The sequence below is a fragment of the Burkholderia sp. BCC1996 genome (genome assembly GCF_905339955.1).
In the GTDB taxonomy this organism is placed as follows: Bacteria; Pseudomonadota; Gammaproteobacteria; order Burkholderiales; family Burkholderiaceae; genus Burkholderia.
In genome coordinates, this window is the sequence record NZ_CAJPHM010000004.1 from 246,048 (window position 1) to 261,457 (window position 15,410).

The window sequence follows — 15,410 nt, forward strand, 5'->3', positions numbered from 1 at the left end:
CGACGCCCGGTCCTAATCTAGCACCACGCACACGGCAGATGCGCCGTGCCCGGATATCCATCGAAAGGAGGAACCCGTAATGACGAACCATCTCACCGGAACGCGCGACGAATGGCTGGCTGCGCGCCGCGCGCTGCTCGATGCGGAAAAGGCGCTGACCCGGCATGGCGACGAACTCGCGCGGCGGCGCCAGGCGCTGCCGTGGGTGCGCGTCGACAAGGCCTACCGGTTCGACACCGAACGCGGCCCGGCGACCCTCGACGACCTGTTCGGCGGCCGTTCGCAACTGCTCGTCTATCACTTCATGTTCGGGCCCGACTACAAGGCCGGCTGCCCGTCGTGCTCGGCGCTCGCCGACGGCTTCGACGGTTTCGCGGTCCACCTCGCGAACCACGACGTGACGCTCGCGGCGGTGTCGCGCGCGCCGCTCGCGAAGCTGCTGGCATACCGGCAGCGGATGGGCTGGCACTTTCCGTGGGCGTCGTCGGACGGCGGCGAGTTCAACTTCGACTTCAACGTGTCGTTCACCGAAGCGCAGCAGCGCGCCGGTGACGTCGAATACAACTATGCGCGGGCCGGCCACGCGATGGACATGGACCCGCCGCCCGCCGCGCTCGCCCAGTTCGCGGCGACGTGCGGCACCGACGCCGCCACGTACGCGCGCGACCGGCCGGGGATGAGCGCGTTCGTGCGCGAGGACGGCATCGTCTATCACACGTATTCGACGTACGCGCGCGGGCTCGACGGGCTGTGGGGGATGTACCAGTGGCTCGATCGCGCGCCGCTCGGGCGCAACGAGACGGGCGTGTGGTGGCGCCGTCATGACGAGTACGCACGCGGTTGAGCGCGGGCCGGCGCGCCGCGGGAGCGGGCGATGAGCACGGCGACGAAACGGGCTGCGGCCGCTGACGCGGGCGGCGGCCGGCGGGTGTTCGGCGCCGCGCTCGTCGCGGTATGGGCCGCCGCGACCTGGGCGATGCTCGCGCAGCACGCATCGATGGACGCGATGGGCGGCATGCCGATGGCCGGCGGCTGGACGCTGTCGGCCGGGTGGCTCAGGCCGTGCGGATGGCAGGCAGGGCGCGCGTTCGCCGCATTCGCCGGGATGTGGGGCGCGATGACGGTGACGATGATGCTGCCGGTGCTGGCGCCGGTGCTCTGGCGATATCGGCAACGTCTCGGCGCGGTGGGCGAAGCGCGTGCGGCATGGTTCGTCGCGGTCGCGGGCACCGCGTATTTCTCCGTGTGGATGGCGCTCGGCGCGCTGGTGTTTCCGGTCGGCACTGCCTGGGCGGCGGCCGCCGCGCGGCTGCCCGCGCTCGCCGCCACGGTGCCGTTCGCGGCTGGCGTGATCGTGCTCGGCGCGGGCGTGCTGCAGTTTTCCGGCTGGAAGGCGCGCCGGCTCGGTTGCTGCCGGCATGCACCGGACGAGGGACGCGCGCCGCGGGCGGCAGCCCGCGCCGCAGTCGCGTGGCGGTACGGCGTGCGTACCGCGCTACGGTGCGGCGCCTGCTGCGGGAACCTGATGGCCGTCGCACTGGCGGCCGGCATGATGGACCTGCGCGTGATGGCCGTCGTGACCGTGGCGGTCGCCGCCGAGCGGCTGGCGCCGGCTGGCGTTCGCCTCGCGCGGATCGTCGGCGGTGTCGCGATCGGCGCCGGCGCGGCGATGATCGCGTGGGCCGCGGCCGGGCTGGCCTAGCGGCGCCCGGGGCTGCCGGCGCGCGTCGAACGGGGCCGGCGCAGGCACCGTCGGCAGGTCCGGCGTCGTACGGCAACGGCGGGCGATCGGCCCGATTCCGGCCGGCTGCGCGAATGGGCCGATGCGGGGGTGAAACGAAAGGCGATCGAAAACGAACCGAACGGCGATCCGAACGATTCGGCCCCCGACTGCCGGGAAACGGCTAACCCGTTGTTCGTGTTGTGAAAATTCGCAGCGCTTCGCGTATAATTCGCTTTTGCGCCCATAGGATTTGCCATGCGTCTGATCCAAAAAGCACTCACTTTCGATGATGTGCTCCTCGTTCCCGCCTTTTCCGACGTTCTCCCGCGCGACACCAGCCTGAAGACCAAGCTGACCCGCAACATCTCCCTGAACATGCCGCTCGTGTCCGCCGCGATGGACACGGTCACCGAAGGTCGCCTCGCGATCGCGATGGCGCAGCAGGGTGGTGTGGGCATCGTCCACAAGAACCTCACGCCGGCCGAGCAGGCTCGCGAAGTCGCGAAGGTCAAGCGTTTCGAATCGGGCGTCGTGCGCGACCCGATCACGGTTCCGCCGCAGATGAAGGTGCGCGACGTGATCGCGCTGTCGCGTCAGCATGGCATCTCGGGCTTCCCGGTCGTCGAAGGCCCGCAGCTCGTCGGCATCGTCACGAACCGCGACCTGCGTTTCGAATCGCGCCTCGACGAACCGGTCAAGTCGATCATGACGCCGCGCGAGCGTCTCGTCACCGTCAAGGAAGGCACGCCGCTCGCCGAAGCGAAGGCGCTGATGCACAGCCACCGCCTCGAGCGCGTGCTGGTCGTCAACGACGCGTTCGAACTGCGCGGCCTGATGACCGTGAAGGACATCACGAAGCAGACCGAACACCCGGATGCGTGCAAGGACGAACACGGCAAGCTGCGCGCAGGCGCGGCGGTCGGCGTCGGCCCGGACAACGAAGAGCGCGTCGAGCTGCTGGTGCAGGCCGGCGTCGACGTGATCGTCGTCGATACCGCGCACGGCCACAGCAAGGGCGTGCTCGAGCGCGTGCGCTGGGTCAAGCAGAACTTCCCGCACGTCGAGGTGATCGGCGGCAACATCGCGACGGCCGCCGCCGCGAAGGCGCTCGTCGAATACGGCGCGGACGCGGTCAAGGTCGGTATCGGCCCGGGCTCGATCTGCACGACGCGGATCGTCGCGGGCGTCGGCGTGCCGCAGATCAGCGCGATCGCGAACGTCGCGGAAGCGCTGAAGGGCACCGGCGTGCCGTGCATCGCCGACGGCGGCGTGCGCTTCTCGGGCGACGTGTCGAAGGCCCTCGCGGCCGGCGCGAACGCGGTGATGATGGGCAGCATGTTCGCGGGCACCGAAGAGGCGCCGGGCGACGTGTTCCTGTACCAGGGCCGCCAGTACAAGTCGTATCGCGGCATGGGTTCGGTCGGCGCGATGAAGGACGGCGCGGCGGACCGCTACTTCCAGGACAACTCGGCGAACATCGACAAGCTCGTGCCGGAAGGCATCGAGGGCCGCGTCGCGTACAAGGGTTCGGTCAACGCGATCCTGTTCCAGCTGGTCGGCGGCGTGCGCGCGAGCATGGGCTACTGCGGCTGCAAGACGATCGATGAGCTGCACGACAAGGCCGAATTCGTCCAGATCACCGCGGCGGGCATGCGCGAGTCGCACGTGCACGACGTGCAGATCACGAAGGAAGCACCGAACTACCACGTGGACTGATCGCCGATGAAACCGCTGCTGCGAGCCGTGCTGATCGTCGATGCCGTGCTGCTGCTGGCGTTCGGCGTGCTGTTCGTGCTGACGCCCTGGCAGGCGCTGTTCAACGCGCTGCAGCTGGCGAACATCCAGCCGGCGATGCTCGGCCAGGCGTTCGGCATCGCGCTGCTCGGCCTCGCGTGGCTCGCGTTTCATGCGGCGCTCAACGGTGATCTCACGGCGCCCGTCGCACGTGCGGTCGGCCATGTGAACTGGCTGATCGGCGTGCTGGCGGTCGTGTGGTCGTTCGGCACCGGCAACGGTCCCGCGCTCGCGGCCGCTGGCCGCGTGCTGTCGGCGATGGCCGGGGTCGCGCTGATCTTGCTGGGCCTCGGCGGCGTGCGGCTGGCATCGACCGTGCGGCGGCGCGAGAAGGCGGAAAGGGTGGAACGGGCGCAGGCGCCCGACGCCCGGGACGCGAAGCGCCCGGCCGAACCGGCGGTGGCCTCCGCGCCGCGGCAGCGGGTCGAACCGGTCGTCAGCCGTCCGGCGGCGCCCTCGGCGCCGGCCGCGGCCACCACGTCGGCCGCATCCGACCGCGCGTCAGGCAGCGTCGCATTCGACGCCCGCCCGCCGTTGCGGGATTGACCGGCGATGCGTCGAGCGAGCCGCCTGCCGCCCGACGCCGCTGTCCATGCTTTTGACGCAGCGCTTCGTGCGCTGCTTTTCTTATTCTCTTCATCCCGTCCGCAGCCATGCACGACAAAATCCTGATTCTCGACTTCGGTTCGCAAGTCACCCAACTGATCGCGCGCCGCGTGCGCGAAGCGCACGTCTACTGCGAAATCCACCCGAACGACGTGTCCGACGACTTCGTCCGCGAGTTCGCGCCGAAGGCGGTGATCCTGTCGGGCAGCCACGCGAGCACGTACGAAGACCACCAGCTGCGCGCGCCGCAGGCCGTGTGGGATCTCGGCGTGCCGGTGCTCGGCATCTGCTACGGCATGCAGACGATGGCCGTGCAGCTCGGCGGCAAGGTCGAGTGGAGCGACCATCGCGAATTCGGCTATGCGGAAATGCGCGCGCACGGCCATACGCGCCTGCTCGACGGCATCGAGGATTTCAAGACGGACGAAGGCCACGGCATGCTGAAGGTCTGGATGAGCCACGGCGACAAGGTTGCCGAGCTGCCGCCGGGCTTCGCGCTGATGGCGTCGACGCCGAGCTGCCCGATCGCCGGCATGGCCGACGAGGCGCGCGGCTACTACGCGGTGCAGTTCCACCCGGAAGTCACGCACACGGTGAAGGGCCGCCAGATCATCGAACGCTTCGTGCTGCAGATCGCCGGCGCGAAGCCCGACTGGATCATGAAGAACCACATCGAGGAAGCCGTCGCGAAGATTCGCGAGCAGGTCGGTGACGAGGAAGTGATTCTCGGCCTGTCGGGCGGCGTCGATTCGAGCGTCGCGGCCGCGCTGATCCACCGCGCGATCGGCGACCAGCTGACCTGCGTGTTCGTCGACCACGGTCTGCTGCGCCTGAACGAAGGCCAGATGGTGCTCGACATGTTCGAGGGCCGCCTGCATGCGAAGGTCGTGCACGTCGACGCATCCGAGCAGTTCCTCGGCCACCTGGCCGGCGTGACCGATCCGGAAGCGAAGCGCAAGATCATCGGCCGCGAGTTCGTCGAGGTGTTCCAGGCCGAGGCGAAGAAGCTGTCGAAGGCGAAGTGGCTCGCGCAGGGCACGATCTACCCGGACGTGGTCGAGTCGGGCGGCACGAAGACGAAGAAGGCGACGACGATCAAGAGCCACCACAACGTCGGCGGCCTGCCGGAAACGCTCGGCCTGAAGCTGCTCGAGCCGCTGCGCGACCTGTTCAAGGACGAAGTGCGTGAACTCGGCGTCGCGCTCGGCCTGCCGCCGGAGATGGTGTACCGCCATCCGTTCCCGGGCCCGGGCCTCGGCGTGCGGATTCTCGGCGAAGTGAAGCGCGAATACGCGGACCTGCTGCGTCGCGCGGATGCGATCTTCATCGAGGAGTTGCGCGGCACGACCGCCACCGCGCAGGACGCGGCGGCGGGCCTGTGCGGCGAGGCCGACGTCGGCAAGACCTGGTACGACCTGACGAGCCAGGCGTTCGCGGTGTTCCTGCCGGTGAAGTCGGTCGGCGTGATGGGCGATGGCCGCACGTACGACTACGTGACGTCGCTGCGCGCGGTGCAGACCACCGACTTCATGACCGCGCACTGGGCGCACCTGCCGTACGCGCTGCTCGGCCGTGCGTCGAACCGGATCATCAACGAGGTGCGCGGGATCAACCGCGTGGTGTACGACATCTCGGGCAAGCCGCCGGCGACGATCGAGTGGGAGTGAGCGTCGGCGTCGAGGCGTGCCTCGATGACCGATAGCGGCATCGGATGATGCGCAACGCCCGGCAGGGGAACCTGCCGGGCGTTGTCGTTTGTGCGGTTGGCGGCCGTGATTCGATGGTCGCCGGTGCGCAGCGTTTTCCTTGCCTGCATGCCGGGTCCGGGCGCGGAGGTGCGGGACAGCCCGGCCGCTACAAGCGACGCGCCTGCATGTCGCGCGCTAGGGCAGCCGACGACCGCCGGCATCGATCATCCTGATCGAGCCCGAAGTCTGCCCCTGTCCTTGTCGAATGCTGAATTCGATGATGTCCTCGTAGAGTTCCTGTTGTCCGGCGGGCAGGACCGGCAGCAACGTCTCGCGCCGCTTGTCCGCATCGAACATCGATTCCACGAGCCATCCCGTCAGATAGAGCGCCGCCACGCAGCCGCCCGCCGTCGCAACATTGCCGTGGCACACGAGCGGCTGGTCCGGCACGTGCAGCCCGCGATCCGTCAGCCCGTGTCGCGCGTCGGGGTGCGTCGTTGCGCGACGGTCCGGCAAAAGCCCGAGCCGCTCCAGGACGAAAGCGCCCGCGCAGATCGATCCGATGTATTGGCGCGCCGGATCGAGATCGAACGACGGCAGGAAATCCGGGCTCGCGAGCGCGGCCGGGATGCCCAGCCTGCCGCTCGAGAACAGTACGGCGTCGGCGCGATTGGCTTCCTCGAGCGGGCCGTGCATGGGGATGGCCAGACCATGCGCGGAACGCAGCAGCGGCTGCGCGCCGAGAATCCGGACACGCCAGTCCGCGGTGTTGCGGCCGAGGATGTCCCACATCAGGAACAGGTCGATGTCGGTGAACTGGTCGAATGCGACGAGAGCGATGTCTTTCAACGTGAACTCCGTGAGTCGTGGCGCCTTGCCGGAAGCGGTGGCGGCCGTGATAGAGTTCGCAGCCTATCTGCCCATGCCGCGCCATACACAGCCTGTATGGCGATACCGATGCGCACATTGACTCGAAACGACTGGATCGCCGCGGGCTTCGACGCCCTCGACGGGGAAGGGTATGCGGGGATTTCGGCCGAGCGTCTCGCACGACGGCTGAACGTGACCCGCGGCTCGTTCCATCACCACTTCCGGAATCGGGAGGACTTCGTCAGGACGTTGCTGACCGCGTGGGAGGACGATTACACCGCACGCATGCTCGCCTACGCGGCGGACGGCCGCGGCGCGGGCGACACGCTGACGCGCTACCTGCGCATCGCGGCGGAGAAGCGACCGGGGCGCGAAGTGGCGATCCGCGCCTGGGCAATGCAGGACGCGCTGGTCGCGGAATTCCAGCAGCGCGTCGATGCCACGCGTCTCGCATTCGCGCTCGAGACGTCCCGTCGGTGGGTCCCCATGCCGGGCGAAGCCGAGATCGTCGGGCAGATCGCGCACCTGTGTCTGATCGGCGGCCAGCAGGCCGGATTGCGGCGCGATGCCGAGCGGTTCAACCACTTCATGCAGCGTGCGTTCGCGGTCGCCGAGCGCATGCTGCCACGCCGACGCGCGTAGCGGTGCGATGCCCGCGATGCCCGCGGTGCCCGTGCTGCACGGATGGATCGCGTATCGCAGAGCAGAAGGCGGGCGGGTGCTCCGTTGTAGCGTCGGTGGAAAGCGCGGCTTTCGATGCAGCGCAAGGCGACGTCACGCGCTGTCCCGATCCTGCTCAGTCTTGTCCGCCACTACGATAACGAAGATGAATCAGCGGATAAGGCCGCCCTTGTCCATCGAGCGCCGATCGCCCGCAGCGCTCGAATCCGAGCCGTTCGTAGAATCCCGCCGCCGCTTCGTTCTGCTCGTTGACGTCGGTCGACAGGTCGGGATGGCGTCCGAGGGCCGCTTCGACCAGCCGCCGCCCGACGCCCGCGCCATGGTGAGCGGGATCGACGAACAGTGCTTCCATGTGACTGCCGTCGAGCAGCATGAAGTCGACCGGACGATCGTGCTCGTCGACGGCCAGATCGAGCTTCGCGGACGGTCAGTTCGCTGGATGGCCGGATGCGGGCACGTCGGGCGCTGCGACGCCGGCACCCGTCTCGTCTGCGCCGAGTTCCGCCAGAAACGGCCACGGATAGATGCCGCGCGCGTGACCGTCGCCGAACAGCAGGCGGATGCCGTAACCGGCCGCTTCCACGCCGTCCAGCGTCAGATCGGGTGGCGCGTCGACCTGCCCGCCATCGAGTCGGATCTTCCGGCATGCGGCGCACGGGCAAGCGCTGCGCAAGCGCGCATAGCCGATGCGCTGCGTGTCGCCGTTCGGCCAGCACAGCGTCAATGCGCGGGCCGCATGATCGAGCGTGATCTCGGTCGGCGGCGTCATCGAGCATCTTCTCCGATCTGCGCGATCGCGATCCGCACGGCCTTGCGTACTTCGGGATCGCGATCGTCGAGCGCGTCGTGCAGCGCGGGCAGCGTCGCGGGATCGCGCAGTTCGCCGAGGGCAAGCGCGGCCTCCTTGCGCAGGTTGCTGATCGCGTGCGACAGCAGCGCGGCGACGGCCTGCGCCGCGGCGGCGTCGCGCAATTGCCCGAGTGCGCGCACCGCACGCAAGCGCACCTGCCAGTAATCGTCGTCGAGCGCGGCGACGAGCGGTGCGCGCGCGGCCGCGACACGCAGCTTGCCGAGCGTCGCGGCCGCTTCCTCGCGGACCTGCCATTCGGCGTCGCGCAGCGCCGCGAGCAAGGCGGTGACGACGGCCGTGTCGGCGGACGCCGCGAATCCGACCGCGCCGACCGCGATACGCCGTACGTCCGCATGCGTGTCGGTCGTGGCGATGCGTGCGAGCGGCGCCAGCGCGCGGGCGTTCTTGAGCCAGCCGAGCACGGCGACGGCCTCGGCGCGCACGGCCGACGCCGGCGCGTCGAGTGCGCGCAGCGCCGGCGCGAACGCGGCGGGGTCGCGCAGTTCACGCAGCGCGCGCAGCACGGCGCCGCGCACGAACGGTTCGGCGTGCTCGACCCAGCGGCACAGCGCGGCGCCGGATGCGACGTCCTTCAGTTCGGACAGGCTGTGTGCGGCGGTCGCGCGCACGTCGTCGTCCGGATCGAGCAGCGCGCGGCACAGCGCGTCGACGACGTCGGGCTGCTCCCAGGCGGCGAGCACGCGCGCGGCCTCGCCGCGCACGTCGGCGGACGGATCGTCGCGCAGCGCGGCAACGAAGATCGGCACGAGATCGGGATCCTCGAGATCGGCGAGTTCGAGCAGCGCGATCCGGCGCACCGATGCATCGGGTGCGGCAACGCGCGCGACGAGCGCGGCATGGTCGGAAGCAGGTTTCATGTGTCGTGAGTCCGGTAGTGGGGAAGCGGCGCGCCGGGTCAGCGCAACAGGTACGGGATGTCGACCTTGACCGCGCCGGTCGGGCAGTCGCGTTCGCACGGCATGCAGTACCAGCATTCGTCGAACTGCATGTAGGCCTTGCCCTTGGTCACGTCGATCGCGAGCAGGTCGAGCGGGCACACGTCGACGCAGACGGTGCAGCCCTTGTCGGCGATGCAGCGGTCCTCGTCGATCGTCACGGGTGCGCTGCTGCGCAGGAAGATGTCGTGCGGGGTATGGGGCACGGTAAGGCTCCTCGGAGTCAGAGGGCGGCCGCGTGTGCGGCCGGTTCGCGGATGCGCAGGTGCGCGTAGGCGCTGCGTTCGTCGTCGGCGAGCGGCACGACGTAGGGTTCGACCGGTCGTTTCTCGCTGCGCATCGTGCCGTCTGCACCCTTGCGCAGCCACGTGTGGCAGAACCACTCGGCATCGTTGCGATGCGGAAAGTCGACGCGATGGTGGTACAGCCCCCAGCGGCTCTCGGTGCGGAACAGCGACGCGCGCGCGGCCATTTCGGCGCAGTCGCGGATCGCGCGCACTTCGGCCGCGCGCATCAGTTCATGCGGGTGGCTCGCCTTGATTTCTTCGATATCCTCAGTAATGCCGTCAAAACGTTGCAGCCCGATTTCCATCTTGCGCGTCACCTTCGGCGGTTGCAGGTAATCGTTCACCATGCGGCGCAGCTTGTATTCGACCTGCGCCGGCGCGAGGCCGCGCTCGCGCGTGAGCGGCGCAAGCACGCGGGTGCGTTCGGCGGCGACCTGTTCGTCGTCCACCGGCGCGTGAGCGCGGCCGGCCACGTAGTCGGCCGCGTTCTGTCCGGCGAACCAGCCGTAGGTGAATGCGCCGAGCATGTAGTTGTGCGGGACCGCCGCCATGTCGCCGGCCGCGTAGAGCCCCGGCACGGTCGTTTCCGCGCGGGCGTTCACGTAGACGCCGGATGCGCTGTGGCCGCTGCAGAAGCCGATCTCGGAGATGTGCATCTCGACCATCTGGCGCCGGTAGTCGGTGCCGCGCCCCGCGTGAAAGCGGCCGCGGCTCGGCCGCTCGTTGGTGTGCAGGATCTGCTCGATGGTCTGGATCGTTTCCTCCGCGAGATGGTCGAGCTTCAGGAACACCGGGCCGTTGCCGCTTTGCAGTTCCTGGTAAAACTCCCACATCATCTGGCCGCTCCAGTAGTCGCACTCGATGAAGCGCTCGCCCTTGCCGTTCGCGGTGAAGCCGCCGAGCGGGCCCGTCACGTATGCGCAGGCCGGCCCGTTGTAGTCCTTGATCAGCGGATTGATCTGGAAGCACTCGAGGTTCGCGAGCGCCGCGCCCGCGTGGTACGCCATCGCGTAGCCGTCGCCCGCATTGGTCGGGTTCTCGTACGTGCCCATCAGGTAACCGGACGCCGGCAGCCCGAGCCGGCCGGCCGCGCCGCAGCACAGGATCACGGCCTTCGCGCGGATCACGTGGAACTCGGCCGTGCGGCAGTCGAAGCCGAGCACGCCGCTCGCGCGGCCCTGCGCGTCGGTCAGCACGCGCGTCGCGACGATCCGGTTCGTGATCACGATGCGCGCGCGCTTCAGCTGCCGGTACAGCACCTTCTTGATGTCGTGGCCTTCCGGCATCGGCAGCACGTACGAACCCATGTGGTGGACCTTCTTCACCGCGTAGTCACCGGTGCCGTCCTTCTCGAACTTCACGCCCCAGCGGTCGAGCTGCTCGATCGTCGCAAAGCTGTGCGTAGCATACGCGTACACGGCTTCCTGATCGACGATCCCGTCGTTGGCGATCGTGATCTCGCGCGTGTACTGCTCGGGTGTCGCGTGGCCCGGGATCACCGCGTTGTTCAGCCCGTCCATCCCCATCGAGATCGCGCCGCTGCGCTTCACGTTGGCCTTCTCCAGTAGCAGCACGCGCAGCGACGGGTCGCGCTCCTTCGCCTTGATCGCCGCCATCGGGCCGGCCGTGCCGCCGCCGACCACGACGATGTCGTATTCGAGTACATGGGTAGTCATTGAGGATTCCTTGCAGGTTGGCGGGTCTTCTGCCGGTCGATGCGCAGCCGGTACTGGAAGGCGTCGCCGCGGAAGTACAGGTGTTCGTAGTCGATCGGCGTGCCCGACGCGTCGTGCGTCAGGCGCTCGATCCGCAGCACGGGGCTGCTTTCCTCGACGCGCAGCGCGTCGACGATTTCATCGTCGGCGAGGATCGCGTCGATCGACACGTCGGCGTGGCCGAGCGGCACGCCGCAGTCGTTCTCGAGGATCAGGAAGATGTCGCGGGTCGCGAGATCGGCGCCGGCGAGCCGCTTGCCGAGCGCCTCGGGCACCCACGTCTGCTCGAGCGACACCGGCTCGCGGTTCAGCAGCCGCACGCGGTGGATCTCGATGAGCGGCGCGCCTTCCGGCACGTTCAGCTTCGTCGCGAGGTGCCGATCGGCCTTCACGGTGCGAAAGCTGCGCAGCTGGTTGACGATCTCGTAGCCCATCGACGACATCGCCTCGGCGAAGCCCTGCAGCGACGTCACGTTCTGGAACGCCTTCGGCTTCGACACGAACGTGCCCTTGCCGTGCAGCTTGAACAGCAGGCCTTCCTTCTGCAGGTCGCCGAGTGCCTGGCGCACCGTGATGCGACTCACGTCGAACATCGCGCAGAGTTCGTGCTCGGACGGCATCCGGCTGTGTGGTGCATAGGTGCCGTCGAGGATGCGCGTGCGCAGCGTGTCCTTGATCTGCACGTAGAGCGGCGCCGCCGACAGCGGCGCGACGTTGGGTGGGGTCATCGTTCAACTTGTTATGACAAGATGGCTCGAGTGTAGTGAGCGCGCTCGCGCGCCCCAACCAACTATTTCTGATTTCGACTTTCCGATTCCGGAAAAGCGGGGCGGCGGCGACCCGCGCGAAAATAAAAAAACGGGGCCCGGCATGACCCGCGCAGACGGCGTCGAATCCGCGCGGAGCCTGCTGCGGCGCAGCACAGCGGCAAGTCGCGGCGATCGGCACGCATGCGCGCCGATTCGGCCCCTAAAAACACAATATCGAGCATGCGTTCGAAGGGCCTGTCATACGCACGTCACCCTGCTAGAATTCGGCTGCCGCATTTGTTCCGATTGACTGATGAGATTGCTTGACGCACTGGTCGAACAACGCATTGCCGCCGCCGCCGCGCGGGGCGAGTTCGACGATTTGCCGGGTACCGGCGCGCCGCAGGCGCTGGATGACGACCTGCTCGTACCCGAGGAGGTGCGGGTGGCCAACCGTATCCTGAAGAATGCGGGCTTCGTGCCGCCGGCCGTCGAGCAACTGCGCGCGCTGCGCAACCTGCAGGACGAACTGCAGGCGGTCAGCGACCGCGCCGCGCGCTGCCGGCTGCAGGCGAAGATCCTCGCCCTCGACATGGCGCTCGAATCGCTGCGCGGCGGCCCGATGGTGATGCCGCGCGACTATTGCCGGCGCATCGCGGAACGTCTGTGCGAGCGCGGGCTCGACGACGCGCCCGCCGAAGCGGGGCCGATGTGAGCGCCGACGCGTTGCCCGACGCGGCAGCCGGACCGGCTGTCGTTCCCGATGCTCCTGTTCCCGAAGCCGCGCCGGTGTCGGCGCGCGACCTGCATTTCATGCGGCTCGCGCAAGCTGCCGCCGAAGAGGCGCGTGCGGCCGGCGAAGTGCCGGTCGGCGCGGTGCTCGTGCGCGGCGACGAAGTGATCGCACGCGGCTTCAACCATCCGATCGGCGGGCACGATCCGTCGGCCCACGCGGAAATGGCCGCGCTGCGCATGGCCGCGCAGCATCTGCAGAATTACCGGATGCCCGGCTGCGAGCTGTACGTGACGCTCGAGCCGTGCCTGATGTGCGCGGGCGCGATCATGCACGCGCGCATCGCGCGGGTCGTCTACGGCGCCGCCGACCCGAAGACGGGCGCGTGCGGCAGCGTGATCGACGCGTTCGCGAATCCGCAACTCAATCACCATACCGACGTGACCGGCGGCGTGCTCGCCGACGAGTGCGGCGCCGCGCTGAAATCGTTCTTCGCGGAGCGCCGTCGCGCGCTGCGGGAAGCACGGCTTGCCCGCGACGCCGCATCCGGCGCGTCATAGCCCGCCCGCCGTGCCTGTCGCCCGGAGCGGGGCGGCCCGCGCAGTTCCGTGAACCGGAGACGGTTCGGACCCTCTAAGCAGGTTTGACGATCCCGATATCTTTCGCCATGTCCTTCCAGCCCGCCGCGTCCTACACCATCCGCCTGCTGGCGCCGTCCGGTTATCCGCACGACCCCGATGCGATCAACCGCGCGCTCGAGCGCCTGAGCGGCGCGCAGCAGCGCATCGAGAACATCGAGGCGACGCAGCGTCGCTTTCAGCGCTTCGGCGGCACCGACGGCGAGCGGGCCGGCGACCTGAACCGTCTCGCGGATCCGGAGCGCGCGCTGCCGGATATTGCGCTCGCGGTGCGCGGCGGCTATGGCGCCGCGCGCATCCTGCACGGGCTCGACTATCGCGGGCTCGAGCGTCGGCTGCGCGACCAGCCGATCGCGCTCGTCGGCCACAGCGACTTCACCGCGATCCAGCTCGCGCTGTACGCGAAGGCGCGCATCAAGACCTTCGGCGGCCCGATGCTGTCGGCCGACTTCGGCGCGGAAACGCCGAGCGATTTCACGATGCAGCACTTCTGGCGGACGCTGTCGCAGCCGACCACGACGATCGTCACCGAGGCGCCGCAACTGCAGACCGTGAACGTGACGGGCACGCTGTGGGGCGGCAACCTCGCGATCCTCACGTCGCTCGTCGGCACGCCGTACATGCCCGACATCGAGGGCGGCATCCTGTTCATCGAGGACGTGAACGAGCAGCCGTTCCGGATCGAACGGATGATCTACCAGCTGCACCTGTCGGGGCTGCTCGCGCGCCAGCAGGCGCTCGTGCTCGGCCAGTTCACGGGCGCGCGGCCGTTCGAGTACGACAACGGCTACGACATGCAGGCGATGATCGACCAGGTGCGCTCGGTGGTCGGCATTCCGGTCGTCACGGGGCTGCAGTTCGGTCACGTGCCCGACCTGCTGACGCTGCCGTTCGGCGCGCAGGCGCAGCTCGTCGCGAATGCGCACGGTTTCCGCCTCACGCTGTCGGACTATCCGCATCTCGGCTGAGGCGGGCGCGGACCATCGAAAGGCGGGGCTTCCCGCCTTTTTCTTTAAGTAAATGTGCAACTAACGGTCGGAAATTTTCATCGCCGCCGATCGGGTTGGTGTCGTGGCACGCACCATTTTTGTCAACAAAATGGCCGGGAGGGTATACACCGTGAGCCGCCATGGGAAAGCGCGAGAGGCTTGTCGTGCCTGGATATCGGGCGCAGCGCACCGCTCTGGCACAGGCCGATGCACACCGATTGTGCGCATTCTCCGAAAAGAATTGTTGACAATCTTTATGTCCGTCCTAGGATGAGGACCATCACACGATGCAGAACATGAACGACTCCGCTACCCATCCGTCCGGCGCCGCCGGTCCCGAAGCGATCGCCGAGCGGATCCGCACCGCGATCCTCGAGCATCGGCTCGCGCCCGGCGCGAAGCTGACGGAGGCGCAGCTCTGCGACGTGTTCGGCGTGAAGCGCGGGACGATCCGCCAGGCGCTCTCGCAGCTCGCGGCCGACAAGCTGGTCGATCTCGAGCCGAACCGCGGTGCGTTCGTCGCGAGCCCGACGCTGCAGGATGTGCACGAGGTGTTCGAGATGCGCCGGATCATCGAGCTGGCCGTCGTCGAGCGGCTCGCGACGGGGCCGGGCGCGAAGCGGTTGAAGGGCGTCGCCGCGCTGATCGACAAGGAGCGCAAGGCGTTCGAGCGGCACGACTTCGCGGCGTGGATCCGCCTGTCGGGCGAATTCCATACGGCGCTCGCGGCGCTGACGGGCAACGCGACGCTCTGCGAGTGCCTCGACGGGCTCGTCGCACGCTCGACGCTGATGTCGGCGCTGTACGAATCGCACGGGCGCAGCCCGTGCTCGTGCGACGACCATGACGAGATCCTGACCGCGCTGGAAGCGGGCGATTCGAAGCGGGCGGTGACGCTGATGGCGCACCACCTGCAGCATGTCGAACTGAAGATGCTGGACCGGCCCGCGCAAGGGCAGGTCGATTTGCGCGAAGTGTTCGGCGGCGCCTGAGCGGCGACGCGAACCCGGCCGCGCGCCACACGACGAGAGCAATGCAGGCCGGCGGTTCGCGCCGCCGGCCGCCAGTCCGACTCCGGACGACGATCCGGAGCGATATCGATGACGGTGGAGCGGCTGCCAGGCCGCGTCA

16 protein-coding genes and 1 pseudogene are annotated in these 15,410 nt (G+C 68.6%); 10 read left to right on the forward strand and 7 right to left on the reverse strand.

All coding sequences use genetic code 11. The annotated features are described in order from the left end of the window. The first annotated feature begins 79 nt into the window (after window positions 1-79). The 5 genes from U4Z64_RS07325 (at window position 80) to guaA (ending at window position 5,790) form a co-directional block, all read left to right on the forward strand. Window positions 80-844: a DUF899 domain-containing protein gene (locus tag U4Z64_RS07325; RefSeq protein WP_321819554.1), complete on the forward strand. Its 765-nt coding sequence runs from the start codon at window positions 80-82 to the stop codon at window positions 842-844. Window positions 845-874: 30 nt separating this feature from the next. After that, complete coding sequence (locus tag U4Z64_RS07330; RefSeq protein ID WP_321819555.1) at window positions 875-1,702, forward strand: DUF2182 domain-containing protein; 828 nt, start codon at window positions 875-877, stop codon at window positions 1,700-1,702. Window positions 1,703-1,978: 276 nt separating this feature from the next. Next, on the forward strand, window positions 1,979-3,439 hold the full coding sequence (gene guaB / locus U4Z64_RS07335) for an IMP dehydrogenase (RefSeq protein WP_044843752.1): 1,461 nt from the start codon (window positions 1,979-1,981) through the stop codon (window positions 3,437-3,439). A 6-nt stretch (window positions 3,440-3,445) separates the two neighbouring features. Further along, a complete protein-coding gene (locus U4Z64_RS07340; protein ID WP_321819556.1) occupies window positions 3,446-4,063 on the forward strand; it encodes a hypothetical protein in 618 nt (205 codons plus the stop codon). 107 nt (window positions 4,064-4,170) lie between these two features. Beyond that, window positions 4,171-5,790 carry a glutamine-hydrolyzing GMP synthase gene (guaA, locus tag U4Z64_RS07345; RefSeq protein WP_044843750.1) on the forward strand — a complete coding sequence of 540 codons (1,620 nt, stop codon included), beginning with the start codon at window positions 4,171-4,173 and terminating at the stop codon, window positions 5,788-5,790. A 216-nt stretch (window positions 5,791-6,006) separates the two neighbouring features. On the opposite strand, the gene U4Z64_RS07350 is transcribed toward guaA, so the two are convergent. Beyond that, on the reverse strand, window positions 6,007-6,660 hold the full coding sequence (locus U4Z64_RS07350; protein ID WP_321819557.1) for a DJ-1/PfpI family protein: 654 nt from the start codon (window positions 6,658-6,660) through the stop codon (window positions 6,007-6,009). Window positions 6,661-6,768: 108 nt separating this feature from the next. On the opposite strand from U4Z64_RS07350, the gene U4Z64_RS07355 reads away from it, so the two are divergent. Further along, the gene (locus tag U4Z64_RS07355; RefSeq protein ID WP_321819558.1) at window positions 6,769-7,323 is read left to right on the forward strand and encodes a helix-turn-helix domain-containing protein; all 555 of its coding nucleotides are present in this window, start codon (window positions 6,769-6,771) and stop codon (window positions 7,321-7,323) included. Window positions 7,324-7,477: 154 nt separating this feature from the next. Here the strand turns inward: U4Z64_RS07355 and U4Z64_RS07360 are convergent. From U4Z64_RS07360 to U4Z64_RS07385, 6 genes and pseudogenes are all read right to left on the reverse strand, one after another. Further along, a pseudogene (locus U4Z64_RS07360) lies at window positions 7,478-7,789 on the reverse strand (acetyltransferase); the annotation flags it as partial. Next, complete coding sequence (locus U4Z64_RS07365) at window positions 7,790-8,131, reverse strand: gamma-butyrobetaine hydroxylase-like domain-containing protein (protein WP_321819559.1); 342 nt, start codon at window positions 8,129-8,131, stop codon at window positions 7,790-7,792. Next, window positions 8,128-9,090: a HEAT repeat domain-containing protein gene (locus tag U4Z64_RS07370; RefSeq protein ID WP_321819560.1), complete on the reverse strand. Its 963-nt coding sequence runs from the start codon at window positions 9,088-9,090 to the stop codon at window positions 8,128-8,130. The genes U4Z64_RS07365 and U4Z64_RS07370 overlap by 4 nt, the downstream gene beginning before the upstream one ends. 38 nt (window positions 9,091-9,128) lie before the next feature. Then, on the reverse strand, window positions 9,129-9,374 hold the full coding sequence (locus tag U4Z64_RS07375) for a ferredoxin family protein (RefSeq protein ID WP_006755644.1): 246 nt from the start codon (window positions 9,372-9,374) through the stop codon (window positions 9,129-9,131). Window positions 9,375-9,391: 17 nt separating this feature from the next. Next, window positions 9,392-11,131, reverse strand: coding sequence for a fumarate reductase/succinate dehydrogenase flavoprotein subunit (locus tag U4Z64_RS07380; protein WP_321819561.1), 1,740 nt, complete (start codon window positions 11,129-11,131; stop codon window positions 9,392-9,394). After that, window positions 11,128-11,898: a GntR family transcriptional regulator gene (locus U4Z64_RS07385; RefSeq protein ID WP_321819562.1), complete on the reverse strand. Its 771-nt coding sequence runs from the start codon at window positions 11,896-11,898 to the stop codon at window positions 11,128-11,130. The genes U4Z64_RS07380 and U4Z64_RS07385 overlap by 4 nt, the downstream gene beginning before the upstream one ends. A 334-nt stretch (window positions 11,899-12,232) precedes the next feature. Here U4Z64_RS07385 and U4Z64_RS07390 point away from each other — a divergent pair, with 334 nt between their 5' ends. The 4 genes from U4Z64_RS07390 to U4Z64_RS07405 all read left to right on the forward strand — a co-directional run bounded on the left by U4Z64_RS07390 (window position 12,233) and on the right by U4Z64_RS07405 (window position 15,271). Next, window positions 12,233-12,634, forward strand: coding sequence for a DnaJ family domain-containing protein (locus U4Z64_RS07390; protein ID WP_044843744.1), 402 nt, complete (start codon window positions 12,233-12,235; stop codon window positions 12,632-12,634). After that, complete coding sequence (tadA, locus tag U4Z64_RS07395) at window positions 12,631-13,212, forward strand: tRNA adenosine(34) deaminase TadA (RefSeq protein WP_052664610.1); 582 nt, start codon at window positions 12,631-12,633, stop codon at window positions 13,210-13,212. Before U4Z64_RS07390 ends, tadA begins: the two co-directional genes overlap by 4 nt. Window positions 13,213-13,319: 107 nt before the next feature. After that, a complete protein-coding gene (ldcA, locus tag U4Z64_RS07400) occupies window positions 13,320-14,258 on the forward strand; it encodes a muramoyltetrapeptide carboxypeptidase (RefSeq protein WP_321819563.1) in 939 nt (312 codons plus the stop codon). A gap of 308 nt (window positions 14,259-14,566) precedes the next feature. Next, on the forward strand, window positions 14,567-15,271 hold the full coding sequence (locus U4Z64_RS07405) for a GntR family transcriptional regulator (protein ID WP_044843742.1): 705 nt from the start codon (window positions 14,567-14,569) through the stop codon (window positions 15,269-15,271). Window positions 15,272-15,410 lie beyond the last annotated feature (139 nt).